Origin of the sequence: Kitasatospora sp. NPDC008115, assembly GCF_042957205.1 — a bacterium.
GTDB lineage: Bacteria > Actinomycetota > Actinomycetes > Streptomycetales > Streptomycetaceae > Kitasatospora.
Window position 1 is genome coordinate 403929 of record NZ_JBIBHU010000003.1, and the last position, 26538, is coordinate 430466.

Here is a 26538-nt window from a genome sequence, read left to right on the forward strand (position 1 = left end):
CGGAAGAGTTGAGCTTTACGGGCTCAAGGATGCATGACGACGGCAGGGGCGTCAACAGCCATGAGTCGGAGTCGCTCAACTTTGCTGAGTTCGGCCCCCCGGGAGTGCGGTTACGTGACTGCCGCCATACCTTGAGCATCTTCAGGAGAAGTGTTGGCGAACGGTAATGTCCGGCCCGTCGGCCCAGGAAGTTACCGACGAGTACACTGCCCCCGGAGACACTGAACACCGGCAACACGCAAGCCGCAGGAGACGGAGAGCCGATGCAGCTAGCAGCGATCGTCATCTCGCTGGTCACCTTTGTGATCGGCACCGCGCTCGCCGCTCGTGCGGCGCTGTACATCTACCGGGTGGTGCGCACCGGCCAGCCGGACCCCACCCGCTTCGGGCAGCCCGCGCAGCGGGTGAAGACCGTGGCCGTGGAGTTCGTCGGCCACACCCGGATGAACCGCTGGGGGATCGTGGGCATCGCCCACTGGTTCGTCGCGGTCGGCTTCTTCACCCTGGGCCTGACCCTGCTGACCGCGTTCTTCCAGCTGTTCGACGCCGAGTTCGTGCTGCCGGTGCTCGGCGGCTGGCTGCCGTACGAGCTGTTCACCGAACTGGTCGGCACCCTCACCACGCTGGGCATCGCGACGCTGATCGTGATCCGCCTGCTCAGCCTGCCCGGCCGGGCGGGCCGCAAATCCCGCTTCGCCGGCTCGATCGCCTGGCAGGCCTTCTACGTCGAGTACACGATCCTCGGCATCGGCCTGTGCATCATGGTCCTGCGCGGCCTGGAGGGCGCGCTGGAGCACGTCGGCTCCTACGAGGCGAAGTACCTGATCTCCTACCCGCTGGTGGCGGCCTTCCGCGGCCTGTCCCACGGCACCCTGGAGAACCTGGTCTACCTCTTCGCGATGCTGAAGATCTGCATCTCCTTCGCCTGGGCGATCACCATCGGCGTCAACCCCTCGATGGGCGTCGCCTGGCACCGCTTCCTGGGCTTCTTCAACATCTACTTCAAGCGCGAGGAGGACGGCTCCACCGCGCTCGGCGAACTGCGCCCGATGACCAGCGGCGGCGAGCCGATCGACTTCGAGGACCCGGCCGACGACGCCGTCTTCGGCGTCTCCCAGGTCGAGCACTTCTCCTGGAAGGGCATCCTCGACTTCTCCACCTGCACCGAGTGCGGCCGCTGCCAGTCGCAGTGCCCGGCCTGGAACACCGGCAAGCCGCTCTCCCCGAAGCTGCTGATCATGGGCCTGCGCGAGCACGCCTTCGGCAAGGCCCCCTACCTGCTCGCCGGCGGCGGCAAGGACATGGAGGGCACCGAGAAGGCCACCGCCGAGCAGCTCAAGGACGTCCCCGCGGCCGCCCTGGCCGAGGCCGAGCGCCCGCTGATCGGCACCGCCGAGGAGAACGGCGTCATCGACCCCGACGTGCTGTGGTCCTGCACCACCTGCGGCGCCTGCGTCGAGCAGTGCCCCGTCGACATCGAGCACATCGACCACATCGTCGACATGCGCCGCTACCAGGTGATGATCGAGTCCTCGTTCCCCACCGAGGCCGGCACCATGCTCAAGAACCTGGAGAACAAGGGCAACCCCTGGGGCATGGCCACCAAGGCCCGCCTGGCCTGGGTCAAGGAGCTCAAGAAGGAGACCGGCATCGAGGTGCCGGTGATCGGCGAGGACATCGACCCCGCCGAGGTCGAGTACCTGTACTGGGTAGGCTGCGCCGGCGCCCTGGAGGACCGCGCCAAGAAGACCACCAAGGCCTTCGCCGAACTGCTGCACACCGCCGGCGTGCGCTTCGCGATCCTCGGCAAGGAGGAGTCCTGCACCGGTGACTCCGCCCGCCGCCTGGGCAACGAGTTCCTCTTCCAGATGCTCGGCGCGCAGAACGTCGAGACCCTGAACGCGGCCCTGGAGGACGCCCCGGTCAAGCGGATCGTGGCGACCTGCCCGCACTGCTTCAACACCATCGCCAACGAGTACCCGCAGCTGGGCGGACACTTCGAGGTCATCCACCACACCCAGCTGCTCCAGCACCTCATCGACGAGGGCAGGCTGGTGCCGGTCAACCCGGTCGAGGGCCTGATCACCTACCACGACCCCTGCTACCTGGGCCGCCACAACAAGGTCTACAGCCCGCCGCGCGAGATCATGGACAAGGTCCCCGGGCTGCGCCAGCAGGAGATGCACCGCCACAAGGAGCGCGGCTTCTGCTGCGGCGCCGGCGGCGCGCGGATGTGGATGGAGGAGCGCATCGGCAAGCGCATCAACACCGAGCGCGTCGACGAGGCGCTGTCCCTGAACCCGGACATCGTCTCCACCGCCTGCCCGTTCTGCCTGGTCATGCTCTCCGACTCGGTCAACGGCAAGAAGAACGAGGGCGCGGCCAAGGAGCACCTGAAGGTCGTCGACGTCGCCCAGCTGCTGCTCGACTCGGTCAAGGCGATCCCGCCGGCCGACGCCGAGGAGCCGCAGACCGTCGACGCCTGAGACGCGTCCGGCGCAGCGACGGGGCCGTGAACCGGCCCGGTTGTTCGACAGTTCTGCAACAACCGCCCGGCCCGGGGGGTGCCCACCGGCGCCCGCCCGGGCCGGGCTTTTCCGCTCCGCGGCCCGCGCCGCGGACGGTGGATCGTGCGGTGGAGCGGCGGCCGGGCACCGGGCCGCCGGGGGGCCCGGCCGTCGGAAGGAAATACAGTAGGCGCCGGACCGGCCGCGCGCCGGTCGATCCGTTCCGGCCCCCGGAACGGCGTACAGCACACCGACGGAGGTATCGGCCCGCCGGGCCGGGCCGCAGAGACCACAAGGGGAACAGCGCAGACCATGACCGAGGCGATCATGCTGGTCGGTGGTAAGGGCACGCGACTGCGTCCGCTGACCACCCACACCCCCAAGCCCATGCTGCCGGTGGCGGGCGTCCCGTTCATCGCGCACCAGCTGGCCCGTGCGGCGGCCGCCGGGGTCACCCGCGTGGTGCTCGCCACCTCCTACCTCGCCGAGGTCTTCGAGGACCACTTCCAGGACGGCACGCCCTACGGCATCGAGCTGGTCTACCTGACGGAGCGCGAGCCGCTCGGCACCGGCGGCGCCATCCGCAACGCCGCCACCGGGCTCACCTGCGGTCCCGACGAGCCGGTCCTGGTGTTCAACGGCGACATCCTCTCCGGGGTCGACATCGCCGCCCTGCGCGACGGCCACGTGGCCGCCGGGGCCGACGTCACCCTGCACCTCACCCGGGTCGAGGACCCGCGCGCCTTCGGGCTGGTCCCCACCGACGCCGACGGACGGGTACTGGAGTTCCTGGAGAAGCCGGAGACGCCGGAGCAGATCGTCACCGACCAGATCAACGCCGGCTGCTACGTCTTCACCCGCTCGGTCATCGACCGCATCCCGGCCGGCCGCGAGGTCTCCGTGGAGCGCGAGACCTTCCCCGAGCTGCTGGCCACCGGCGCTCTGCTGCGCGGCGTCGTCGACACCTCGTACTGGCTCGACCTCGGCACCCCGGCCGCCTTCGTGCGCGGCTCGGCCGACCTGGTGCTCGGCAAGGTCGACTCGCCCGCCGTCCCCGGCCCGACCGGTGACGCCCTGCTGCTGCCCGGCTCGACCGTGCGGCACGGCGCGGTGCTCAGCGGCGGCACCGTGGTCTCCGAGGGCGCGGTGGTCGAGGCCGGCGCGATCGTCGAGGGCAGCGTGATCCTGCCCGGCGCCGTCATCGGCCCCGACACCCTGGTCAAGGACTCGATCGTGGGCGCCTTCGCGACCGTCGGCGACCGCTCCGTGCTGGACGGCGCGGTGATCGGCGACGGCGCGATCGTCGAGTCCGACAACGAACTGCCGAACGGCGTGCGGATCGCCTGCGGCACGCTGCTGCCGGTCGGCGCGGTGCGCACCTCGGCCGGCCCGGGCGGGTGCCCGGCCGGCACCAGCGCGGCGGCGGCGGTGCACGGGCCGAAGGTCGGCGCGGCGCAGTAGCGCCCGCCCGGCGGGGCCGGTGCCCGCCGCGGCGTCACAGGCTCGCTGCAAACCGGCCCCGGTCCGGTTCCCGTCCACCGCGGTGCCCGCCGGGCGGGTACCTTCGGAACGTGGCTGGCAATCGATACGACAGCGGTCAGGGCGCCGACCCCCGTGGCGGGTGGTCGGCGCCCCCGCAGCAGCAGGCGGCGCCCGGGGGGTACGGGCCGACGGACGGGCCGGAGTACTTCTCCGGCCCGCAGCAGGGGCAGCAGGACCCGTACCACGCGTACGACCCGTACGGCCCGCGCGCCCCGCAGGCCCCCTACCCGGCGCCGCAGTCCCCGCAGTCCCCGCAGGCCCCGCACCGGGACCCGTACGCGGCCGACAGCCCGGGCCACACCCGGGCCTTCCCGGTCGGCGCCGACCCGTACGCGGGCGAGCCGTCCTCCTACGGCCAGGAGCAGCTGGCCTACCCGTACGCGGACGGGTACGGCGAGGACAACGTCGCCGTCTACCGGGCCGGCGGCCAGTCCGCGCCGCAGGTCACCGGCCCCCGGCCGACCTGGCGCGAGCTGCTGACCGGGCTGTTCCGCAACCCCACCGCGATCTTCGACCGCACCCGCGACCACCAGGTCTGGCTCCCCGCCGTCACCGTCTCGCTGCTGTACGGCGCCCTCGCCGTGCTCGGCATCGGCCTGACCCGCGACGACGTGGTCAACTCGACCTTCACGGTGGCGCTCACCGCGATGCTCGCCGCCGCGATCGGCTTCACGCTGGCCGGCGCCATGCTCGGCGCCGTCACGTACGGGCTGGCGCGGCAGTTCGGCGGCGACGGCCCGTGGCAGTCCACGGTCGGCCTCGCCGTGCTGATCGGCTGGGTCACCGACGCGCCGCGACTGCTGCTGGCGCTGGTGCTGCCCGCCGACAACCTGGTCGTCCAGGTGGTCGGCTGGGCCACCTGGCTGCTCTGCGGCTACCTGCTGGCCGGGATGGTCCGCCGGGTGCACGACCTGCCCTGGGGCAAGGCGGCCGGCGCGGCCGCGCTGCAACTGCTGGCGCTGCTGGTGCTGATCAAGCTGCCGACCCTGGGCTGACCGCCGGCGCCACCGGGGCCGGGTGCCCTCCGGTGTTCCCGGCACCCTCGGCGACAATGGACGACGGGCCTCGCCTCGCGGGGCCCGCTTCCGTTTGTCCCGTCCACCCTCACCCGCACGGAGCCAGGCATGACCCTCCCCACCACCCACGTCAGCTTCCCGGCCGGGGCGGTGACCGGCGAGTCGACGGTGCTCGCGGTGCACCCGCTGGCCGACGGCCGCTACGCCGTGGTCACCGGGGCGACCCCGTTCCACCCGCTCGACCACACCTGGCCCGACCAGCCGGCCGACCTCGGCACGCTCACCGTGGACGGCGTCGAACTGGCCGTCGTCGACTGCCTCACCGGCGCGGTGGGCCCGGACGGCGGCGCCCCGCTGGCCGGCGCCGACATCCCGGTCCGGCGCGGCGACGAGGAGTGGTCCTGGCTGGTCCTGCACGTCCTCGCGGCCGACCCGGGCGACCTCGTCGGCCGCAGCGCCGTCCTCACCGTCGACGCCGGGCGCCGCGCCGCGCTCAGCGCCTCGCACAGCGGCTGCCACCTGCTCGCCCTCGCCCTCAACGAGGCGCTCGCGCCGCGCTGGCGCAAGGACCCGGGCCGCGCCGACGCCTTCGGCCACCCGGACTTCGACAGCCTCGCCATGGCGAGCTCGGTGATGGACACCGAGGCGAGCACCGACACCTACCGGCTCGGCAAGTCGCTGCGCAAGAAGGGCTTCACCACCGAGGCCACCGAGGAGCTCCCGGCCCTCGCCGACGCCCTCCCCGCGCTCACCGAGGCCGTCAACCGCCGGCTGGCCGCCTGGGTGGCCGCCGACGCCCCGGTGCGCATCGACGTCCCCGGCCCGGAGCTGACCGCCCGCCGCCAGTGGCACTGCGAGCTGCCCGAGGGCGCGGCGCGGATCTTCTGCGGCGGCACCCACCTGCACCACCTGGGCGAGCTGGCCGAGCTCCGCACCGAGCTGCGGCTCTCCGAGGACGGCAGCGAGCTGGTCGCCGTCACCCGCCCGAAGCGGGCCTGACACGCCGGCGGGCGGTCACCCCTTTCCCAGGGGTGACCGCCCGCACCGTGCCGCTCTCGTCCGGCTCAGGCGTTCGCCCGGCTCAGACCTCGGTCCGGTGGAAGTTCAGGAAGGACCGCGACGGCGTCGGACCGCGCTGCCCCTGGTAGCGGGAGCCGTACCGCTCCGAGCCGTACGGGTGCTCCGAGGGCGAGGAGAGCCGGAACAGGCAGAGCTGCCCGATCTTCATCCCCGGGTAGAGCTTGATCGGCAGGGTCGCGACGTTCGACAGCTCCAGCGTGACGTGCCCGCTGAAGCCCGGGTCGATGAAGCCCGCCGTGGAGTGCGTCAGCAGCCCGAGCCGGCCCAGGCTGGACTTGCCCTCCAGCCGCGAGGCGACGTCGTCCGGCAGCGTGATGACCTCGTAGGTCGACGCCAGCACGAACTCGCCCGGGTGCAGGATGAACGCCTCGTCGCCCTCCGGCTCGACCAGCCGGGTCAGGTCCGGCTGCTCCTCGGAGGGGTCGATGTGCGGATAGCGGTGGTTCTCGAAGACCCGGAAGAAGCGGTCCAGGCGCACGTCGATGCTCGACGGCTGGACCATCGCGGGGTCGAACGGATCGATCACCACCCGGCCGTTGTCGATCTCGGTCCGGATGTCCTTGTCAGAGAGCAGCACGCTTCGAGGTTACGTGCACGACGCGGCCCCGGACGAATCGCCCGGGGCCGCGGCTGTCACTTCTCTCCCGTGTCCGCCCTCGTCAGGCGAGGAACTCCGCGGCCTCCAGCCGCAGTGCCCGGGCCAGTTGCGGCTCGGACAGCTCCCGCACATCGGCCAGCACCGAGCTCCGCAGCCGTCCGCACTGCGGACACCTGATCAGCCGCCCGGGCCCCAGCCGGCCGGGTCCGAGGTTCTGCATCGGGAACGTGGTGGTGCTGAACAGGTGCCCCTCGGCACAACGAACGACGGCGCGCTGCTCCATCGGTCCCCTTCCCATCCTTACCCCAGTACTCACCCGTACTCATCGCCCCGAACGGCGGAGCCCCCGGGACCAGCGTCACATTAGGGGATGTACCGGACATTCCACACCAAGGCTCGCCGCCCCGCCCCCACCCGCCGGGGCACTCTCACGCGGCCCACACAGTACGCCCCCGCCCGCCCCCTCCGCCCCTCCGCCACAACCCCGCCCACCTGTGCGGCCGCGGTCACGGATGGGGTACAGTGAGGGACAGATCGAGCGGTCTCTGACGGCTCATCAGGCGGGCGTAGTTTAATGGTAGAACATGAGCTTCCCAAGCTTAGAGCGCGAGTTCGATTCTCGTCGCCCGCTCCATATCGAGAAGCCGCAGGTCAGCGACCTGCGGCTTCTCTGTTGTCCGGGGCGGTACCGGATCAGGGCTGGGACTGGAGCATCACCTGACGGAGTTCGGCGGTGCACATCATGTAGCCGTCCGGGGTCGGTACGCGTTCCAGGTAGTGGGCGAGGTCCGCGCCCAGGGAGAACACCCGTACCGGGGTGTCCGCGGCGCGTGCGGACTCCACCACGCGCTGTACTCCGTCCAGGACGGCGGGGTGGCGGGTCTGGTAGGAGTCGGCCACCAGGTGGTTGGTCCGGTCGGCGGCCAGGTAGAACTGCACCAGGTCCTTCGTGCCGACGAACAGCTCGCTGGCGCCCGCGGCGCAGAGTGCCCGGGTGGCGTGCACGGCCGCGGGCGTTTCGATGAACGCGGCCACGGGCACGCCGGCGGGTAACTCCAGATGCGCCATGAGCCGGGTGAACTCCTTCGCGTCGTTGAGGAACGGGATCGAGAGGTGCACGCGGCCCGCGTCATCGCCGAGCCGCGCGCGCAGGGAGCCGAGGACGGCGTGCAGGGCGTCCCGGTAGGCGGCCGAGCCGAGCAGCCAGCGGGCGCCGTGCAGGCCCAGCTCGGGGTTCGGTTCGACCGCTACCGGGGCCTGTTCGGTGACGCCGGCGGCGTGGTCGGAGCGCAGGTCGAGAAGCCTCAGGACCAGCCGCTGGTCGGGCAGGAGCGCCTCGACGAAGGTGCACAGCCGGTCCGCGACGGCCAGCCCGTAGGCCGCGATGTCGGCGGGGCTGCCGTGCAGGGCGTCGAGCGGGCGCAGGCCCGCCGCCAGGCAGAGGAACTCCTCGCGGATGAAGAAGGACTCGACCCGCTTCGCCTTCGGCCCGCACGAGTTGATCGTCTGGATGTCCTGGAGGTCCGCGATGACCGCGCACGCCGAGCCGAGGTCCTCCAGGGAAGGACTCCCGGCCCCCGCGCCCGCGGCCCCGGCGCCCGCGTCGGAGCCGAGGAAGACGGTCTGGCTCGCCAGGTTCAGGGTCACCTCGCCGACCAGGTCGGCGAGGTCCGCCTGGTCGACGCGGAGCACCGGAATGCCTCTGCCCCGGCAGAGGGACTGCATGTGGCCGGTCAGCCCGCCGGAACCGCAGATGACCGCGCGCGATGCCACTATCGCGTCGTACAGACCCGCATCGAGGGAAGGGGCGACGAGAATGGATCCGTCGAGTGGACCTCTTGTGCGGTTACAGGTGCCTTGCAGAACACTCTGTGTGCCACCGGTCAGTAGGAATCCCTGAATCCGTCGCCCGTTCAACTAGCCCTCCAGATGCTCGGTGTCCGAAATCCCGAGTTGTCGACGCAACTGCCGTGGCGTCACGGAGACGTCAGTGAGTCGTTCGACGGCGGCTCGGTTGACGACCGCCCTCATCAGGCGGTCGTGCCGGTGAGCAGCCATCGGGAGGGACGGAAGTTCGCCCATGGACCGGATGCAGGCGTCCAACCGGGAACCGAGCAGTTCTCGCTCACTTCGGGCCCGGGTGGCCAACCTCCCCACCTCCAGGACAACAGCCTCCTCGAATCCGTCCGGGGTCGCTTCCTCCGTGTTGCTGACGCAGCCACGGTAATGAGCCAAATCCCGTGCCAAGTCGCCTTCACGCAGTTCCAGCTGCTCGATCACCCGCGCGGCGACCGCGATTGAATGGTTCTTGATGGCGGCGAGATTGAAGGCGAACGCGCCGGTCCGGCCGCGCCGCACGATCTCGTCGCCCTCTCTCAGCACGCCTACCGCGGAGATCGGGCCGGCCGGTTCCCCGCCCTGGTTCAGCAGCGTTCCGTGTTCGTCGACCTCCAGGCCGCGCGCGGTGCGTTCATGGGGGACCGCGAGCCCCTTCCGGAGGAGATTGCGCCAGAGCGACCGGTCGACCCTGCTGTAGTCCGACTCGCGGCCGAAGTTGGACACCACGAGGTCGGCCTCGATGGCGTGTTTCTCCTCCGTGGCCGTGACCGAGACGACCAGCCGCCCCGAATCCGCGGGCGAGATCGCCTCCACATTTCCGACGACCAGCTTCACCGTCCCGTCCACCGGGTGGATCGCGCGTTCGATGACGGCCATCGTGTACTCCACGGCGCCGACCCGGAGTGCGGCTATCGCGGTACCGAACTCGTCCAGCAGGCGCCGCAGTTCCGCGGAGGGAATGCGTTCGATGACCTTGGGGAGATGCGGCTCCCACGCCTTGGTCACCCGTTCCGCGATCACCGTCGGGTCGATTCCGGGGTGTTCCCGGACGACCGTCGCGTTCGCCGTCTCCCACTCGGAGCGGATCCGGGCGAGGAACTCCTCGCGGTTGCGGTAGGGCTCCAGCAGCGTCTTCGGGCAGGGCAGTTGCAGGACCGCGTGCTCGTGCCCGCCGGGGTACGTGCGGAACATCGTCCCGGTCTTGGAGATCAGATGGATCCTTCCGGTGTGACCCTGGCGCAGCAGCAGGCCCGCCGAGTCGTACGCGCTCAGCACGGATCCGACGATCGCGACGGTCGCCTCGGGCGGGAGCGCCACGAGCCTGCGGACGCCGTCCGCGGAGTACGGGTTCCTGACGAAGGACGGGTGCTCGACGACGCCGGCGGCGAAGGGCGGATCCCTGAGTTCGAGGCCGGTCGCCAGGACGACGTGCTCGGCGAACAGGGTGGTCGCTTCCGCGTCCGGCCCGGCCTCGCCGTCCGTGGCAGGGCGACGCACCGTCACCTCGACGCCGGTGGGGCGTACGTCGATGTCGACCGCCTCGCCGTCCGCTTCGACGAGCACGACGCCGGGACACGCCTCCCGGGCGGCCTCGGCCAGCCGGTCGATCAGGTAGTCATGGAAGATCCGCCGGGGCGCCGGGCCCTGCTCGACGAACTCGAACCCGTCCCAGGGCGCCGGCCAGTCCCGGCGGTCGGCTTCGGCGTTGGCCCAGCGGACGAAGTCGAGGACGTCCTCCCGGAACACCGACATCCGGCCCGCCTGGATGTTGAACACATGGTCCCAGGGGTTGCCGTCCCGGTGGTAGGCGACACCGGCGGACCGGTAGTCGGAGCGCCGTTCGAGCAGGACGATTTCGAGCGGCCCGCGCGCGAAGCGGAGCAGTCGGATCGCCGTGGCGGTGCCGGCCAGGCCCGCCCCGACTATGAGAACTCTTGGACACGTGCCTGTGCGGCTCATGGTGAAGCCTTCCGTTCGAGCGACGGCACCCGGCTCTGTGGTCTCGCGCCGGGTGCCAGGGGCTGCTGATGGAGTGTGACTTCGTGCTCCGGCCGGTGATCCTGAGGAGATCGCGTCCGGAGTTGGTTCATGAGCCCAGAATGGCCTGAGAACAGTTCGCCTGTCGGGCTTTTGGCGCTGCCGGGGGCGAGGTCAGACGCGGGCGAGGGTGCGGATGGGGCGGGCGGTCAGGAGGGCGGTGGTGGTGAGGAGGGCGACGACCGCGCCGAGGAGGAGGACGCTGTCGGTGCCGAAGGCGTGGGCGGCGGGGCCGGCGAGGGCGCTGCCGATGGGGTACATGCCGACGGAGCCGGCCACCTCGTAGGCGTGGACGCGGTTGAGCACCTCGCCGGGGACCTGGGTCTGGACGCTGGTGGCCCACATGACGCCCCAGACGCCGGTGCCGGCGCCGACCGCGACCTGGGCGCCGGCGAGCAGCCAGAGCGGCCAGCCGAGGACGATGCCGAGCGGGTAGAGGGGGAAGGCCAGCATCGCCACGGCTCCGGCGGCGAGCGGGCGGGCCGGCTTGTAGCGGATCGCCAGCAGGCCGCCGGCCACCGTGCCCGCGCCCAGGGCGCAGTTGAGCAGGCCGAAGGCGGTGGCGCCGTGCTCGGGGACGATGACGCCGGCGGCCACCGACAGTTGCGGGCCCCAGGAGAGCACCGCGAAGACCATCCAGATCGCGATCACGCCCCAGAGCCAGCTGCGGGCGCGGAACTCCCGCCAGCCGACCGCCAGGTTGTGCCAGAGGCCGCCGCCGGCCGGCGGGGCGGGCACCGTCCCGAGCCGGAGCGCGAACAGGCAGACGGCGCTGGTCCCGTAGGCGACGGCGGAGATCACCATCACCCAGGCGGTGTCGCCGAGCCCGACCAGGACGCCGGCCAGCGCCGGGCCGCCCAGCCCGGTGAGCGCCTCGGAGGTGCGCAGCACGCCGTTGGCGCCCTGGACGTCGCGGGCGACCAGCGGGACGGTCGAGCCGGCGCCCGGCTGGAACATCGCGTTGGCGGTGCCGGCCACCACCAGCAGCGCGTACAACTGCCAGAGCCGGTCGACGCCGTGGAGGAACAGCAGGGCGAGCAGGACGTGCGCGGTGAGGTTGGCCAGGTCGGCGGCGATCATCATCCGGCGGGCGGTGAACCGGTCGGCGAGTACGCCGCCGAACAGCACCAGGCCGGCGAACGGGCCCACCAGGAAGGCCATCGCGTACCCGGCGGTGTCCAGGCCGTGGCCGCCGCTGAGCAGGCCGGCCGAGACGGCGACCGGCAGCATCGCCCAGCTGAGCAGGCCGGCGCTGCGGGCGGTGAAGTAGTACCGGAAGTTGCGGGACCAGATGGCGGGTTGCGGGGTCGGGGGCGCTTCGGCCAGGGGCGCTTCGGTCGGGGGTGCGTCGGTCGCAGGTGTTCCGGTCGCAGGTGTTTCGCAGGGGCGGTGGGTCAGGAGGTCGTCCATGCGGCCACCGTAGGGAGGCGGACCGGTGGGCCTCCGGTAGCCGGACCGGAGGCCGGCAGGCGCCGGACGCCTCGGCCGTACTAGCGCCGACCTGCGGTTTCGTCGCAGGTCCTGCGCTCCGGCGGCCGGACCGGAAGAACCGGGGAAACTGCCGGGGCGGCAGTTCCGCCGACGGCCATCGCCCGGGAGAGCCGCCGTGACTCGCGCCAGTGGCCGAACGCCCGGCTCCGCGCGCCGAGGGCCGCCTGCGCGTGGCCGAGCGCCAGGTGGCTGCGCGCCTCGCCGGGCCGGTGGCCGGTCTCGCGGTGCACGGCGAGGGCGGCGCGTCCGCTCTCCAGGGCGGTCCGCGACTCGCCCAGCCGCACCCGGACGCTGGCCAGCGCGTCGAGCGCGCAGCCTTCGAGCATCCGGAACCGCGCCTCGCGGGAGAACTCGACGGCGTGCTCGGCGGTGCGCAGGGCGGCCCGCGGGTCCAGCCGGGCCTGGACCGTCGCGAGTCCGACGAGCGCGGCGGCCTGCGGGAACCGGTCGTTCACCGACTCGGCCAGGCGCAGCGCCTCCCGGTAGCTGTCGGCCGCGTCGGCGGGCTGGTGGGCGCGCTCCTGCGCGGCGCCGAGCGCCAGGTGGGCGTTGGCCTCCAGCGCCCGGTTGCGCAGCGTCCGCGCGGCGGCGAGCGCGGCGTGGGCCAGCAGCCGGCCGGTGACGGTGTCGCCCAGGTCGGTGTAGGCGCCGGAGAGGCCGTTCAGGGCGACCGTCTCGCTGAACCTGTTGCCGTCGCGCAGATGGAGCGGGAGGGTGTCGCCGAGGACCCGGATCGCGTCGCCGGGGCGTCCCAGCGCCCGGTGGACGACGCCCAGGTTGGTGTGCGAGACCGCCTCGGCCCGGGCCGCGTCGAGGTCGTGGAAGTGCCGGGCCACCTGGGTGAAGTGCTCGGCGGCCTCGTGCAGCCGGCCGAGCTTCCAGCAGACCAGGCCGAGGGTGGCGAGGTCGTCGTCGGCGCCCTCCCGGCGGCCGGGCCCGGGGCGGCGCGGCCGGGCGGCGGCGGCCTCGGAGCAGTCGCCGCTGTGCATGCCGGTCGACAGACAGCCGTGCAGGTTCCCGGCCAGTCGGCCGGCGACGGCGCCGAAGCCGGAGCGGGAGGCCTCCAGGACGGCGCCGGCCAGGTTCTCGCGCTCGTGCTCCAGCCACTCCGCGGCCCGGCCGTGGTCCGCGAACGGTGGCGGAGACAGCGGTGCCGAGCCGGTGTCCTCGACGGGCGTGACGGGGAGCAGCAGCCGGGCTGCCGCGTCGGTGCGGTGCAGGTACCAGTCGAAGAGCCGCCGGCGGGCGGCGTGCGCCTCGGTGGCACCGGCCAGGTCGCGGGCGTAGCAGCGCAGCAGGTCGTGCAGCCCGAACCGGCCGGCCGCCCGTTCCCGCACCAGGTGGGCGTCGGCCAGGCCCGCCAGCAGCGCGGACGCCGCGGCCGGGGTCACCCCGGCCAGTGCGGCGGCGCCGTCCGCGGTGAGGTCCGGGCCGGGCGTCAGGCCGAGGAGCCGGAACATCCGCCGGGACGCGGCCGGGAGCGCGCGGTAGGAGAGGTCGAACGCGGCCCGCACGGTCGAGCGCAGGTCCCCTTCGACGCTCAGCCGGCCGAGCACGTCGCCGTCCGCCAACTCGGCGCAGTACTCGGCGATCCCGGTGCCGCGGGAGACCAGGTTGGCGCCGGCGATCCGGAGGGCCAGCGGCAGGCCGCCGCAGAGCCGGACGAGTTCGCCTGCCGCCTCCGGCTCGGCCGCGACCCGGCACGCGCCGACGGTGCCGCCCAGCAGTTGACGGGCCTCGTCCGGGCCGAGCACGTCCAGTCCGAGCCGGCGGGCGCCGTCTCCGGCCACCAGCCCGGCGAGCCGGCCGCGGCTGGTGATCAGCACGGCGCAGCCCGGGGCGCCCGGGATCAGCGGCCTGACCTGCTCGGCGTCGCGCGCGTCGTCCAGCACGATCAGCATCCGCCGGCCGGCGAGCAGCGTGCGGTACAGCGCCGCGGCCTCGTCCTGGTCCGTGGGCAGCCGGTCGGGCCGCACGCCCAGCGCCCGGAGGAACTGTGCCAGGACGTCGCCGGGGCGCAGCGCCGGGAGCCGGCTGTGGCCGCGCAGGTCGGCGAACAGCTGTCCGTCCGCGAAGTGCCGGCGTTGCGCGTGCGCCCAGTGCGAGACGAGCGCGGTCTTGCCGACGCCGGGCGGGCCGACCACCGTCACCAGGTGCGGTCGCCGCGCCGGGCCGGGGGCGACGAGGGCGTCCAGCTCCGCCAGTTGCCGCTTCCGCCCGACGTGGAGGCCGGTCGCGGCGGGCAGTTGGGCCGGGACCGGGGCGGGGGTGGAGGCGGTGGGCGCCGGGCCGACGGCCGGAGCGACGGCCGGGGCGAGGGGCGGCTGCCGGCGCAGCACCCGCAGACGGGCGTCGTGGACCTCCGGGCCGGGCGCGATGCCCAACTCCTCGTCGAGCCGGTCGCGCAGGCGGCCGAACACGGCGAGTGCGGCGGCCTGTTCCCCGCAGCTCGCGAGGGCGAGGATCAGCCGGGCGTGCAGGCCCTCGTGCAGCGGCTCGGCGGCCACCAGGTCCGACAGCAGCGGGACGGCCTGCTCGGACCGGCGCAGCCGCAGCGCTGCGTCCGCGTGCAACAGGGCGGCCCTGACCCGCCGTTCGTCGGCCGCCACCGCGGCCGGGTGCCGGCGCAGCACCGGGTCGGCGTCCGCGAGCACCGGGCCCCGCCAGCACCGCAGGGCCCGCGTCAGCGACTCGAACGCGCTCGCTTCGGCGCCGGCGGGGCCCGGTTCGCGGAACCGGTGCCGGGCCCGGTCCAGCAGTTCGTCGAACCGGCCGAGGTCGATGTCGCCCGGGGGCGCGTCCAGCCGGTAGCCGGTGGGCGTGCGGACGACGGTGGGCGGCGGGGCGCTCCGCGGGCCGTCGGGGTCCAGCAGCCGGCGGACCTGGCTGACGTAGCCGTGGACGAGGCTCTGGTGGGAGCCGGGCGGTCCGGACGGCCAGAGGGTGTCGGTGATCTCCTGCCGGGTGGCGGGCCCGGGGTGCTTGAGCGCCAGCAGGCCGAGCAGGCGGCGCACCATCGGGCCGGTGACCGGGACCGGGGTGCGGCCGTGCTGGAGGACGAGCGGGCCGAGGACCAGCAGCCTCGGCCGCCCGGCGCCGCGCGCCGGTTCGGTGCGGGCGGCGGTCAGCAGGTCCGCCAGCTCGCCGCCGGTCAGCTCCAGCACCTCGGCAAGCCGGCGCAGGGTGTCCGTCCGGGGCCGCCGGACCCGCCCGTGCTCGATGTCGCGCAGCGCCCTGGTGCTGATCCCGGCGCGCTCCGCGGCCGTCTGCTGGCTCAGCCCGGCCCGCCCGCGGAGCGCCTGGAGCCGTCCGCCGAACGCCTCGGGCCCGTCCGCCGTCCCTTCCGCCATGGCGTCCCCCTCGTCCGATGATCAGTGTGGACTGGACCAATCCGCCGGACAAGGGCCGTCGGGGGTGCCCGGGGGGTCAGGGACGGGGGTAGCGGCGGAGGAAGGCGCGGACGCCGGTGGTGACGGTGGTGCGGAGGGCGGCGTCGGAGAGCGGGACGGCGCCGTGGAAGGACTGGTCGGCCGCGCCGCTGAAGGTCAGGAGGGTGAAGTGGGTGGCGGCCTGGTCGGGGTCGTCGACGGTGATCAGGCCCTGGGCGGCGAGCCAGGCGGCGAGGACGTCGGGCGGGAGGTTGCCGTGCTCATCCGGGCGGGCGATGGCCCGGCGCTTCTCCGGCATGCGGCGTGGATGGGAAACGGGGTGCGGAAAGCAGGGAGGCGCGGAGCGAGTCCCCCCGGACTCGCTCCGCGCCGCGTCGACGCGCGGCTCTTCGCCGCTCCCCCCGATCGCCCCGGACTCCCGCCGTCCCCCCTGGCGACACTCTCCGGCGAGAGCGCTCCGCACAGGCCCGGCAAGCCCCCTTGAGGTGGGGCGTCGTTGATCATTACGGTAACAAACCGCATGGTTGGTTTGTCAATGCCCGAACCATGAACCACCAACGATCGGCGATGGTGCTCGGGATGGCAAGGGGTGGCCCGGTGGGCCGGGAGAAAAGGCCGGTGAGAGCCGGTTTCCGGGGGAGGGTGGGCGGCCGGGGCCGATGGGACCGGGACGTATGTTCGGAATCGGATAATCCGAACGGAATGTCGGTATCAGCGGAGCAGCCGGCGTTCCTTGGCGACGGCCACCGCACCCGCCCGGGTGTCGACGCCCAACTTGTCGTAGATCCGGCCCAGGTGGGTCTTGACGGTCGCCTCGCTGATGAACAGCGCACGGGCGATCTCCCGGTTGCCGAGCCCCTGGGCGAGCTGGGCGAGGATGTCCGTCTCCCGCTCGGTGAGCTGCGGCGCCGGGGCCCGCATCTGCGCCATCACCCGGGAGGCGACCGGCGGCGAGAGCACGGTGCGCCCCTGCGCGGCCGAGTGCACCGCGGCGAACAGCTCCTCCGGGCGCTCGGCCTTCAGCAGGTAGCCGGTCGCGCCCGCGCCGATCGCCCGGGTGATGTCGGCGTCGGTGTCGTACGTGGTCAGCACCAGGACGTGCGGGGCGTCCGGGGCGGCGGTGATCCGCCGGGTGGCCTCCACACCGTCGATGCCGTCGCCGAGCTGGAGGTCCATCAGCACCACCTGCGGGGCCAGCCGGGCAGCCAGCCCGACCGCCTCCTCTCCGCTGCTCGCCTCGCCGACCACCTCGATGTCGCCGGCGCTGGCCAGCAGGGCGAGCAGACCGGCCCGGACCACGGCGTGGTCGTCGCAGACCAGCAGCCGGACCGGGGACGGGGCGGGGGCGGAGGAGTTCATCGGACGGCTCCAGGTACTGGCGGGTGCTATCGGCGGTCGGGGGTGAGCGGGACGGCCGCGGAGACCACGGTGCCCTCGCCGGGCGCGCTCTCCACGGTCAGGGTGCCGCCCAGCTGGCGCAGCCGGGCGCGCATGGCCGGCAGGCCGTGGCCGCGGCCGGTGGCGGAGGAGGGGGCGGAGGAAGCGGCGGAGGAGGAGGCGGACGGCGGAGCGGAGGGGGTGAAGCCGCGGCCGTCGTCGGCGATGTCCAGGACGGCCTGGTCGCCGAGGAAGGAGAGGGTCAGCGCGGCGGCCGAGGCCCCGGCGTGCTCCCGGACGTTGGCCAGCGCCCCCTGGGCGATCCGCAGCAGCGCCGACTGCGCGGCGGCCGGCAGCGGCACCGGCGCGCCGTCCAGGTGGAAGCGGACCGGCAGCCCGCTCTCGGCGGACTCCCGCCCGGCGAGCGAGCGCAGCGCCTGGTCCAGGGTGCGGCCGTCGGCGAGCTCGGCGGGCGCGAGGTCGTGGACGAAGCGGCGGGCCTCGGCGAGGTTCCTGGCGGCCACCTCGGCGGCGGTGCGGACATGGCCCCGGGCGGTGGCCTGGTCGCCGTCCCAGGTGCGGTCGGCGGCCTGGAGCAGCATCTGCTGGCTGGACAGGCCCTGGGCGAGGGTGTCGTGGATCTCCATCGCCAGCCGTTCCCGCTCGGCCAGCGTGCCCTCCCGCCGCTCGGTGGCGGCGAGTTCGCGCCGGGTGCGGACCAGGTCGGCGATCAGCGCGCGCTGCCGTCCGGCCTGCCGCTCCATGTACAGGAAGACGCCGGTGGCCAGCGCGGCGACGGCGGGCGGCAGCAGCAGGAGGTTGGCGTCCACCGGGCCCGGCAGCCGGGCCTCGCCGACGACCACCAGCAGGGTGAGCGCCGCGACCAGCGGGACCGCCGCGGGCGTGGGCAGCGTCCGCAGGGCCGTGTAGACCAGCGGGACGGCGCACCAGGCGAAGCTCGGCGCCAGCAGCACCAGGACCACCCAGAGCACGGTCACCACGGCCAGCGGCCAGGGGCGGCGGCGCTGCCCGGGGGCGGGCGGGCGGCGGTGGGCGAGCCAGGAGCCGACCGGCTGGACGACGGCCAGCGCGGCGCTCAGCGCGAGCACCCAGGGGACGCGCGGGTTGTCCGGGTGGTGGGTGAGGTAGCGGCTGAGCGAGGTGGCGAGCAGGAGGAGGAACGCGGAGTCGAGCAGCACGGCCAGCCGGCCGGCGTCCGGGTCGAGGGCGGCGGGCGGGGCGGGCCGGGCGGGCGGGGAGGAGAGGGGGCCGGGGTGGTGCACGGGGCCGCTCCTCGCTCTCTCCGGGCCGGGGTGATCCTTCGATGGTGACCCGTCCGGCCGGGTGCCGCATCGACCGATCGGCTGACGGGTCCGTCGTCCATCATGCCCGGGCGCGGTGTCCGGACCGCCGATGTGGCGCGGGGGGCCTGGAACGAAGGATCGAATCCGTTCCCCCCACCGCCATCCGACGAGGAGCCGGACCATGAAGAAGACCTCCGTTCGAGCCAAGGTGCTGACCGGCACCGTCGCCGCCGCCGCGCTGGCCGCCGCCACCGTCGGCGCCGTCTCGGCGAGCGCCGAGGCCACCGACACCCCGGCCGTCGCAGCGGCCGCGGTCAGGACCGACGCCCAGAACAAGAACCTCGCCCAGACCACCGGCCTGACCATCGAGGCCGCCACCAGGGCCGCCCAGGCCACCCTGGACGCGGCCGCCAAGGCGGGCCAGCGCGTCTCGGTGGCGGTCGTCGACCGCGACGGCGTCACCAGGGTGCTGCTCAAGGGCGACGGCGCCGGCCCGCAGTCGCCGGAGTCGGCGGTCCGCAAGGCGTACACGGCGGTCTCCTGGAACGCGCCCACCTCGGAGCTGACCAAGCGCCTCGCGCAGGCGCCGAACCTCAAGGACATCCCGAACACGCTGTTCCTGGCCGGCGGCGCCCCGGTGCAGTCCAAGGGCGCGCCGGTGGCGGGCATCGGTGTCGCGGGCGCGCCGAGCGGCGACCTGGACGAGCAGTTCGCGCAGGCGGGCGTCGAGGCGCTCACCAAGTAGCACCGAACGGGCACCGGCCGACGGGACCGGCCGACCGGGCACCGGCCGTCGCCGAGGGCGCGCGGCCGGCCCGCGCGCCGGGGCGGACCCCCGACCGCCCCGGCGCGCCCCACCGCCCCCGGCGTGCTCCCCGTACGGGTGAAGGTCGCCCGGGTCGCCGCAGAACACGGGGTCGCCGGCGGAAAAGCCGCTGCCGCTGTCGGTGCCGCGTGGCAGGCTTCCCGCTATGACGGCGTGGACCCTCAACGACATCGAACGTGCGATCCGCTCATCCTGGGGTGTCGACACCTGCGCGCCCGAGGACCAGGCCCACTGGCGTCCCGACAATCCCGCCCACGGCCAGTGCCGGGCGACCGCCCTGGTGGTGCACGACCTGCTCGGCGGCGAGCTGATGATGGGCGAGGTGTACACCGGCGGGGTCCGCACCGACCTGCACTGGTGGAACCGGTCCGCGGCCGGCGCCGAGGTCGACATGGCCCGCTCGCGCTTCGGCCCGGACGAGCGGGTCGGCCCCGGCCGGCCGGTCGCCCGCCCGCAGCGCCCGGGCCGGCTGCAGGCCCAGTACCAGCTGCTGCGCCACCGGGTCGTCGCGCACCTGGAGGCCGGCTCGGCGGACGGGCGGCACGCTGCCGCGGCCTGACCGCCCGGCGGCCTGAGCGTACGGCGGCCCGGGCCACCCGGCACCCGGGCGGCCCGGCGAGCTGACGTACAGTCGGCTGATCGTGGCCGGACGACCGCTCCGGCCGCCGGACGACAGCGGGAGTGCGCGATGAGCGGGATGACGGTCGGCTTCGTCGGACTGGGCGCGATGGGCCAGGGCATGGCCGCCAACCTGGTGAAGGCCGGGCACACCGTCCGGGTCTGGAACCGCTCGCCCGGAGCGGTGGCCGCCATGGTCGGCAGGGGCGCGCTGGCCGCCGACGGACCGGCCGACGCCTTCGCCGCCGACGTGGTCGTCTCGATGCTCGCCAACGACGCCGCCGTGGAGCGCCTGCTGCTCGACCCCGCCCTGCTGGAGGCCGCCACGGCCCGCGTGCACGTCAACATGGCCACCGTCTCGGTCGCCCTGGCCGAGCGTGCCGAGGCCCTGCACGCCGAGTACGGCATCGGGTACGTCGCCGCGCCGGTGCTCGGCCGCCCGCCAGTGGCCGAGGCGGGGGAGCTCAACATCCTGGCCGCCGGGAGCGCGGAGTCGCTGGCGGCGGTCGAGCCGCTGTTCGCCGCGATGGGCCGGCGCGTCTGGCACTTCGGTGAGCGCCCGGGCCAGGCCAACACCGCCAAGATCAGCACCAACTTCCTGCTGGCCTGTGCGATCGAGTCGATGGCCGAGGCGTGCAGCCTGGCCGAGGCCAACGGGGTCCGGCCGACCGATCTGATCGAGATGCTCAGCGGGACGCTCTTCCCGGGGCCGATCTACTCCGGGTACGGCTCGATGGTCGCCGAACGCCGTTACGAGCCCGCCGGGTTCAAGCTGCCGCTCGGGCTCAAGGACGTCGATCTCGCGCTCTCCGCCGGTGCGGCGACGCATGTGCCGCTGCCGTTCGGCAGCGTGCTTCGGGACGCGTTCCTGGACGCGCTGGCGCACGGGGACGGCGAGAAGGACTGGGCCGCGGTCGCGGCCGTCGCGCGGCGGCGGGCCGGGCTCCCGGAGTAGCGCGGCCGGGAAGGGCCGGGAAGGGCCGGGACAGGGCGCGGCGAGGGGGCCGGCGGGGGCGGCGCGGGCTCGCGGGGCTTCGCCGGAGCATCGGGCGAGGCAGAACAAAACCCCTGTCACGGGGCAGAGTTGGGCCAATCGGGCAGAGCGGGCCGGCGATCGGGCGGAAACCGGCACCCGCCTTCCGGAGCCGCCGGAGGCTTCGGTAGTCTCCGTCGGACTTTCAGCTTCGCGGGGGGATCGCGGCTCGGACTGCCGCCTGGTCCTTTCGCGCCCCCGGGCCGCGCCCGGACACTCTCGTGAGGTCTCCCTTGTCCATCTCCGTACCTCGCAGTCTCGCCCTGGCCGGCGCCGCCGCGCTGGCCGCCTCGATGGCGCTGGCCGGCGCCCAGGGCGCGGTGGCCGCCGCCACCACCGGATCGTCGCCCGCCGCTGCCGCTGCGCCGCAGGCCGACAAGGCGAGCGCCCGCGCGCTCGACCTGTCGCTGGACGGGGTGCCGCGCACCTTCGTGGCCGGCGGTGACACCAAGCTGTTCAACTTCACCGTCGACAACAACACCAAGCACGACTTCGTCTACTACCCGCTGCTCAAGTTCAAGAACCCCAAGGGCTCGCTGCGCGGCGAGCACCTCAAGGTCGAGTACCAGTTGCCCGACGGGCTGGACAAGACGAAGGCCTGGCTGCCGGCCAAGCCCGCGCCGGGCGGTGGCGAGAGCGACGACGACGGCGTGCTGTTCCTGCTCGCCAAGCTCATCGACGGGAGCCTGCCCGACTACAAGAACTCGCTGCTCGCGGTCAACAAGGGCAGCAGCCTCACCGTCACCGTGCGGGTCTCGGTCACCAAGGACGCGCCGCTCGGCACGGCCGGCGTCGTTCCGGTGGTCTTCGCCGCGAAGGCGGAGGGCAACAAGCCGTCCGGGCAGGGCGAGTTCCTCGGTGACGGCTCGTGCGGCGACCGCTTCAAGATCGTGGCCGGGGGCGGTCCGAAGCCGAGCCCCACCGCGACGCCGACCACCGCCAAGCCGACCACCCCGAGCGCGAGCCCGACCGGCAAGCCGACCACCTCGCCGTCGGCGACCACGACGCCGTCCGCCACTGCGACCCCGACCCCGACCGGCAGCCCGAGCGCCACGACCACGGCCACGGCCACGCCGAGCACGAGCACCAGCCCGTCGGCGACCGGCACCCCGTCGGCCACCGCCACGCCGTCCGCGACCGCGACGCCGACCGCCACGTCGAGCACGACGCCGAGCGCCACCCCGAGCGGTACGCCGACCGAGACCACGACGCCGTCGGGCAGCGCCTCGCCGAGCGCGTCGCCGAGCGCGTCGCCGAGCACCTCGCCGACCTCGGGCACGAGCGCCTCGCCGACCGCCCCCACCGCCGCCCCGACGACCCCGGCCGCCCCCGGCGACACCGAGGGCGACGACGAGACCGGTGCCCGTCAGCCGATCGACTTCCCGGTGAAGGTCCCGGCCATCGCGCCGATGCCGATCACTCCGGAGGCCGTCGTCCAGGCCCGGTCCAACGCGGACAAGGCCCTGGCCGTCACCGGTGGCGGTGACGACACCACCGGCATCGCGATCGCCGGCGGCGCCGTCCTCGCGGCCGGTGTCGGCACCCTGGTGGTGCTCCGCCGCCGTCGCACCGCGCAGCAGGGCTGACCCCCGCCGCCGCGCCACGACGCACCAAGCCCGCCCGTGTCCCCGGTCCGCCGGGGGCACGGGCGGTTCCGTTCCCGGCCGCGCCGGAATCGGACTTGACCCTGACGACAAGGCCGACCGGGAGCGGATCAAGGCCGAGACGGACGCGCTCAACGCCCGCCTGGCCGAGCTCTTCACCGACGGCGGCGCCGCCACGGACGCCGCCGAGGCCCACCGGCAGCACATCCGCGAGAACCTCCACGACGGCACCTTCGAGATCCACCGCGGCATCGCCGGGATGTACCTGGCCGACCCGCGCTTCACGAAGGTCTACGAGGACCTCGCCCCGGGCCTCGCCCAGTGGCGGCACGACGCCATGCCCGCCAACGCGGACCTGTGCGGTGGCGGGCAGGAGTAACGGCCGGCGGGCAGGCGTGGCGGACGGCGGCCGGCGGGCGGCGCGCCGCCGTCCCGACCGGAACGATCGGAGTCGGTGGGACACCGATCGTTCCGGACAGTGCGAAATTTTCTTCGAACGCCCCGCAACCCCGGCGGCACTTGGACGTCTGAAAGGGTGAGGGCCGATCCGGCGCGGCTGCGACCGGGCCGGAGCCGGGCCTCGTCCAGGCCGAGTCCGACTACCACGGGGAACCCACCATGCGCCCGTCCACTGTCCGGCGTCTCGTCAGCACCGTTCCGCTGGCGGCCGTCGTCGCCGGTGCGGCCGGCTACGCGCTGCTCCCGGCCGAGACCGGGGTCAGCATCGCCCCGGTACCCGCGGAGGCGGCGCCGGGCGGGGCGGCGTCGATGCGCTCGACGATGGTCGCGCCGGTGCCCGAGGCGTCCGCGCCGGTGTTCGCCGCGGTGTTCGCGGCCGGGCCCGCCGCTCCCGCGCCGCCCGGGGCCGCCCCGGTTCCGGTGCCGGGCCCGGGCGGCGCTCCGGCGGGCGGGTTCCTCCCCGCCGCCGGCGCCCCGACCTGGCCGGGGGAGCTGCCCAACGGGGCCGCCGAGCAGGTCGACGTCGCGATCCGCCCGCTCTCCGGCGGCTGGGAGACCCGCGCCGACGGCAGCTACCTCGACTTCCAGGTGACCTGGACCAACACCACCGGGCAGCGCTACGACGAGGTCGTCCCGGTGGTCCGGGTGCTCCCGTACGACCATCCGACCGCCGCCGCCCGCCCGGGGGCGCCGGTCAAGGGGACGCTGGACCGCAAGGACCTCGACGAGTGGCGCGAGGTGAAGCTCAACCAGCCGGGCGTGGGCAGCGGCCCCCAGCAGGGCGCCTTCGCGCTCGACCCGGGGGAGAGCCGGACGGTCCGCTACCGGCTGACCCTGGTCGACGGCGCCCTGGCGGGCCGGCTGCCGATCACGGCCGAGGGCTGGGTCCGCCGCGGTGCCAGGACGGTCAGGGCCGGCGGCGCCGACGTCCGGGTGAACGTGACGGTGGCCCGGCCGGTCCGGCTGGCGATGACGAAGCCGACCGACATGGTCGTCGGCCGGGTGGCGTCCGAGCTGACGCTGGAGCTGACCAACCTGGACGCGTCCGGCGACCGCGCGGTCGCCCCGGCCCTCGTGGTGACCGACCCGGTCGGTCCGGGCCTCCGGCACGGCCTGGTGCCGGAGGACCTGATCGCCGAGGTGCTGGCGGACGGCGAATGGCGCCGCCTCCCGGGCACTCTCGACGCGGACGGCCTGGTCGAGCTGGACACCACGGGCCTGACCCGGGCGCTGGCGCCGGGGGAGACCATCGCGTACCCGTTCCGGTTCAACCTGCCGAAGGGCTGGACCGCGGGCAACGGCCTGGAGATCGAGGTGGGCGGAACGTTCGACGGCGAGGCCCTCCCGGCGCGGAAGTTCAAGCCGCGGATGACCTGGATGCCGGAGGACATGCCGAAGGTGCCGTTCTAGCCGGGGCGGCGACCCGGCCGGCCGGCTCCCCGCGGGGGACCGGCCACCCCATGACGAGTCCTGACGCACCGGCGCCCCGCCGGCCCACCGTCGGGGGGAAAGCGATGACGGATGTCCATGGCCATCGGGCCGGCCGAGCGGGCCGCCCAGGGGCGGGTGCGGACCCTGCGCGGGCTGGTGCGGCTGCTGTTCGGCGCCAGGGAGGCGCAGGGCGCGGGCGGCGAGGTGCTCGACGTCCCGGTCCCCGCGCGGTCGGCCGGACAGCGCCGCGCCGGGTTCCGTCTGCTGCCCGGCGGCGGCCGGGCGGGCGAGGCCGGGCCGACGCTGACCGACCTCTACCTCACCCACCGGCTCAGCCTGGTCCGCCTCGCGGTGCTGCTGGTCGACCACCAGGACCAGGCGGAGGACGTCGTGCAGGAGGCCTTCGCCAAGCTCTACCAGCGGCACGGCGAACAGCTGGAGGACCTGGAGAACGCGCTGGCCTACCTGCGCACCGCCGTGGTCAACGGCGCCAGGTCGGTGCTGCGCCGCCGCCGCACGGCCCGTGAGTACGTGCCGCCCCACGAGGCGGACGCGCCGTCGGCGGAGGACCACGCGGTGCTCCACGACGAGCACCGTCGGGTGCTGGTCGCCCTGCAGTTGCTGCCCCCGCGCCAGCGCGAGGTGCTGGTGCTGCGCTACTGGTCCGACCTGTCGGAGTCGGAGATCGCGGAGATCCTCGGGGTCTCCCGGGGCACCGTGAAGTCCACCGCCAGCCGGGCCCTGGACGCCCTGGAGAAGAAGCTGGAGGACGCCCGATGAGCGACGAGCGGCGCCCCACGGCCGACGGGGAGCACGGCGACGGCCGTCCGGGCCCGAGCGGCGAGTCCCCCGTGGAGCGGCTGCTCCGGGAGGCCATGGCGGCCCGCGTCGCCGGGATCACCAGCCAGAACCTGCGCCCGGCCGCCCCGCCCCGGGGGCCGCGCTCGCGCCGCCGGCCCGCCTATCTGGTGGGCCTGCCGTTGATGGGGCTGGTCGCGGCGACGGTCATCGGCGTGCTGACCGTTCCCTCCGACACCCTCGCCGACAAGGGCGACGACGCGCCGGCGGCGACGATGAGCGGCAGCCCCGACCCGACCCTGGGGACGGACGCGTCGCCGACCGCGCAGCACCCCGGCGAGGCCGGCCGTCCGGCCGGGACGCCGGGCGAGGGCCTGGCCCCGGGGGCGGCCGGTACGGACGCGGCGGCCGCCCCCGGGGGTGCGGGCGGAGCCGGCGGCGCGGGGGGCTCCGGCGGTGCGGGGGACGCCCGGCCGGGGGGCGCGGGGACGGCCGCCCCGCAGCAGGGCGGGACGGCGGGCGGCGCGCCGCCCGGCGGCGAGCCGTCCACCGCCGCGGGCGCGGGGCAGGACCGCCCGTCCCAGGGCATCGCGCTGAGCTTCGACGGACTGGCGGGCAGGGACGCGATCGTCGGCGCCGGCTGGGTGACGTTCTCGGTGACCTGGCAGAACACCACCCAGCAGGCGTACACGACGGTGGCGCCGGTGGTGTCGGTCCGGGCGCTGACCGACCCGGTCGGCGCCGACCGCACGGTGCGCGCCCAGTTGCAGCGCGAGGACGAGGGCGGCTGGACGGAGGTCCCGCTGACCGAGGCGTCCGGCGCCTACCTGGCCTCGGGCGACGCAGTGGCGTTCGCGCTGGCCCCGGGGGCCTCCCGGACGGTCCGCTACCGGCTGGACCCCTGGATCGACAGCGCGGAGGGGACCCTGCTGATCGAGGCCCTGGCCCTGCTGCCGTCGGTGCCGCAGCGCACCGAGGAGGCGTCGGCGCTGACCGCCGTCCGGCTGACCAGCGCCCCCGCCGCCGGCCGGAGGGCGCCGGAGGTCACGATCACCGCCCAGCCGGGCGCCGCCGGGACGGCCGGCCGGGACCAGGTGCCGTTCACCATGAACGTCCGCAATCCGGGGACGGCGCCGCTGGCCTCGGTGGTCCCGACGCTGGTGATGAGCGGACCGGAGGTGCTGGGAAGGATCGTGGTCCAGGCCCAGTACGGCGCGGAGGGGGCGCGCACGCTGCCGGTCGTCCCGAACGGGCAGGGGACGTGGACGGTCGACACCTCCCTGCTGGAGCGGCTGGTCCGTCCCCAGGAGTCGACGTCCTTCTCGTTCCGGCTCAGCGCGCCGGACGACTGGCCGCACGACCTCTACCGGTTCGACCTGATGGTGGGGGCCAAGGGGGACGGCCAGGCCGCCAAGCCGGTGGTCATCCGCCCGGGGTTCACCTCCTCGGCCCGGTGACCGCGCCTCCCTGAGCGCCGACGGCGGTCCGGACACGCGGGGCCGTGCTGGCGCGCCCGTGGGCACCGGACAGCGAGGGCATCCACCGCTCGACCTCCTCGGCGCCCACCCGCAGGCCGGCCGAGAGGTACA

General features: G+C 74.4%; 20 protein-coding genes, 1 tRNA gene and 1 pseudogene. 13 read left to right on the forward strand and 9 right to left on the reverse strand.

Annotation, left to right across the window (positions count from 1 at the left end; all coding sequences use genetic code 11):
- Positions 1-263: 263 nt before the first annotated feature.
- The 4 genes and pseudogenes from ACFZBX_RS06190 to ACFZBX_RS06205 all read left to right on the forward strand — a co-directional run bounded on the left by ACFZBX_RS06190 (position 264) and on the right by ACFZBX_RS06205 (position 6064).
- Positions 264-2486 carry a (Fe-S)-binding protein gene (locus ACFZBX_RS06190; protein ID WP_391531756.1) on the forward strand — a complete coding sequence of 741 codons (2223 nt, stop codon included), beginning with the start codon at positions 264-266 and terminating at the stop codon, positions 2484-2486.
- Between the two features lie 333 nt (positions 2487-2819).
- A pseudogene (locus tag ACFZBX_RS06195) lies at positions 2820-3893 on the forward strand (sugar phosphate nucleotidyltransferase); the annotation flags it as partial.
- A 185-nt stretch (positions 3894-4078) separates the two neighbouring features.
- The gene (locus ACFZBX_RS06200; RefSeq protein ID WP_391531757.1) at positions 4079-5044 is read left to right on the forward strand and encodes a YIP1 family protein; all 966 of its coding nucleotides are present in this window, start codon (positions 4079-4081) and stop codon (positions 5042-5044) included.
- A gap of 129 nt (positions 5045-5173) precedes the next feature.
- Positions 5174-6064: a metal-dependent hydrolase gene (locus ACFZBX_RS06205; protein ID WP_391531758.1), complete on the forward strand. Its 891-nt coding sequence runs from the start codon at positions 5174-5176 to the stop codon at positions 6062-6064.
- Positions 6065-6146: 82 nt separating this feature from the next.
- Here the strand turns inward: ACFZBX_RS06205 and dcd are convergent, their stop codons facing one another.
- Positions 6147-6722: a dCTP deaminase gene (gene dcd / locus ACFZBX_RS06210; RefSeq protein ID WP_391531759.1), complete on the reverse strand. Its 576-nt coding sequence runs from the start codon at positions 6720-6722 to the stop codon at positions 6147-6149.
- An 82-nt stretch (positions 6723-6804) separates the two neighbouring features.
- A complete protein-coding gene (locus ACFZBX_RS06215; RefSeq protein WP_199839558.1) occupies positions 6805-7026 on the reverse strand; it encodes a hypothetical protein in 222 nt (73 codons plus the stop codon).
- A 277-nt stretch (positions 7027-7303) separates the two neighbouring features.
- On the opposite strand from ACFZBX_RS06215, the gene ACFZBX_RS06220 reads away from it, so the two are divergent.
- Positions 7304-7377 (forward strand) — tRNA-Gly (locus ACFZBX_RS06220).
- Between the two features lie 59 nt (positions 7378-7436).
- Here ACFZBX_RS06220 and ACFZBX_RS06225 read toward each other — a convergent pair.
- The 7 genes from ACFZBX_RS06225 to ACFZBX_RS06255 form a co-directional block, all read right to left on the reverse strand.
- Positions 7437-8660, reverse strand: coding sequence for a putative PEP-binding protein (locus ACFZBX_RS06225; protein WP_391531760.1), 1224 nt, complete (start codon positions 8658-8660; stop codon positions 7437-7439).
- Positions 8661-10541, reverse strand: a complete 1881-nt coding sequence (locus tag ACFZBX_RS06230; RefSeq protein WP_391531761.1) for an FAD/NAD(P)-binding protein — start codon at positions 10539-10541, stop codon at positions 8661-8663. It lies immediately after the preceding gene.
- Positions 10542-10733: 192 nt separating this feature from the next.
- On the reverse strand, positions 10734-12029 hold the full coding sequence (locus ACFZBX_RS06235; RefSeq protein ID WP_391531762.1) for an MFS transporter: 1296 nt from the start codon (positions 12027-12029) through the stop codon (positions 10734-10736).
- Between the two features lie 80 nt (positions 12030-12109).
- Positions 12110-15460, reverse strand: coding sequence for a BTAD domain-containing putative transcriptional regulator (locus ACFZBX_RS06240; protein ID WP_391531763.1), 3351 nt, complete (start codon positions 15458-15460; stop codon positions 12110-12112).
- 76 nt (positions 15461-15536) lie between these two features.
- Positions 15537-15797: a TetR/AcrR family transcriptional regulator C-terminal domain-containing protein gene (locus ACFZBX_RS06245; protein ID WP_391531764.1), complete on the reverse strand. Its 261-nt coding sequence runs from the start codon at positions 15795-15797 to the stop codon at positions 15537-15539.
- Positions 15798-16210: 413 nt separating this feature from the next.
- On the reverse strand, positions 16211-16858 hold the full coding sequence (locus ACFZBX_RS06250; protein WP_391531765.1) for a response regulator: 648 nt from the start codon (positions 16856-16858) through the stop codon (positions 16211-16213).
- A gap of 26 nt (positions 16859-16884) precedes the next feature.
- A complete protein-coding gene (locus ACFZBX_RS06255; protein WP_391531766.1) occupies positions 16885-18159 on the reverse strand; it encodes a sensor histidine kinase in 1275 nt (424 codons plus the stop codon).
- 202 nt (positions 18160-18361) lie between these two features.
- Here ACFZBX_RS06255 and ACFZBX_RS06260 point away from each other — a divergent pair, with 202 nt between their 5' ends.
- The 8 genes from ACFZBX_RS06260 (at position 18362) to ACFZBX_RS06295 (ending at position 26406) form a co-directional block, all read left to right on the forward strand.
- Positions 18362-18925, forward strand: coding sequence for a heme-binding protein (locus tag ACFZBX_RS06260; protein ID WP_391531767.1), 564 nt, complete (start codon positions 18362-18364; stop codon positions 18923-18925).
- 226 nt (positions 18926-19151) lie between these two features.
- Positions 19152-19565, forward strand: coding sequence for a hypothetical protein (locus ACFZBX_RS06265; protein WP_391531768.1), 414 nt, complete (start codon positions 19152-19154; stop codon positions 19563-19565).
- Between the two features lie 12 nt (positions 19566-19577).
- Positions 19578-20579, forward strand: a complete 1002-nt coding sequence (locus ACFZBX_RS06270) for an NAD(P)-dependent oxidoreductase (protein ID WP_391531785.1) — start codon at positions 19578-19580, stop codon at positions 20577-20579.
- Positions 20580-20890: 311 nt separating this feature from the next.
- Positions 20891-22243, forward strand: coding sequence for an LPXTG cell wall anchor domain-containing protein (locus tag ACFZBX_RS06275; protein ID WP_391531769.1), 1353 nt, complete (start codon positions 20891-20893; stop codon positions 22241-22243).
- On the forward strand, positions 22191-22640 hold the full coding sequence (locus ACFZBX_RS06280; protein WP_391531770.1) for a TipAS antibiotic-recognition domain-containing protein: 450 nt from the start codon (positions 22191-22193) through the stop codon (positions 22638-22640). The genes ACFZBX_RS06275 and ACFZBX_RS06280 overlap by 53 nt, the downstream gene beginning before the upstream one ends.
- 239 nt (positions 22641-22879) lie before the next feature.
- Positions 22880-24130 carry a hypothetical protein gene (locus tag ACFZBX_RS06285; RefSeq protein ID WP_391531771.1) on the forward strand — a complete coding sequence of 417 codons (1251 nt, stop codon included), beginning with the start codon at positions 22880-22882 and terminating at the stop codon, positions 24128-24130.
- A 111-nt stretch (positions 24131-24241) separates the two neighbouring features.
- The gene (locus tag ACFZBX_RS06290) at positions 24242-24931 is read left to right on the forward strand and encodes an RNA polymerase sigma factor (RefSeq protein WP_391531772.1); all 690 of its coding nucleotides are present in this window, start codon (positions 24242-24244) and stop codon (positions 24929-24931) included.
- Positions 24928-26406: a hypothetical protein gene (locus ACFZBX_RS06295; RefSeq protein WP_391531773.1), complete on the forward strand. Its 1479-nt coding sequence runs from the start codon at positions 24928-24930 to the stop codon at positions 26404-26406. The genes ACFZBX_RS06290 and ACFZBX_RS06295 overlap by 4 nt, the downstream gene beginning before the upstream one ends.
- Positions 26407-26538 lie beyond the last annotated feature (132 nt).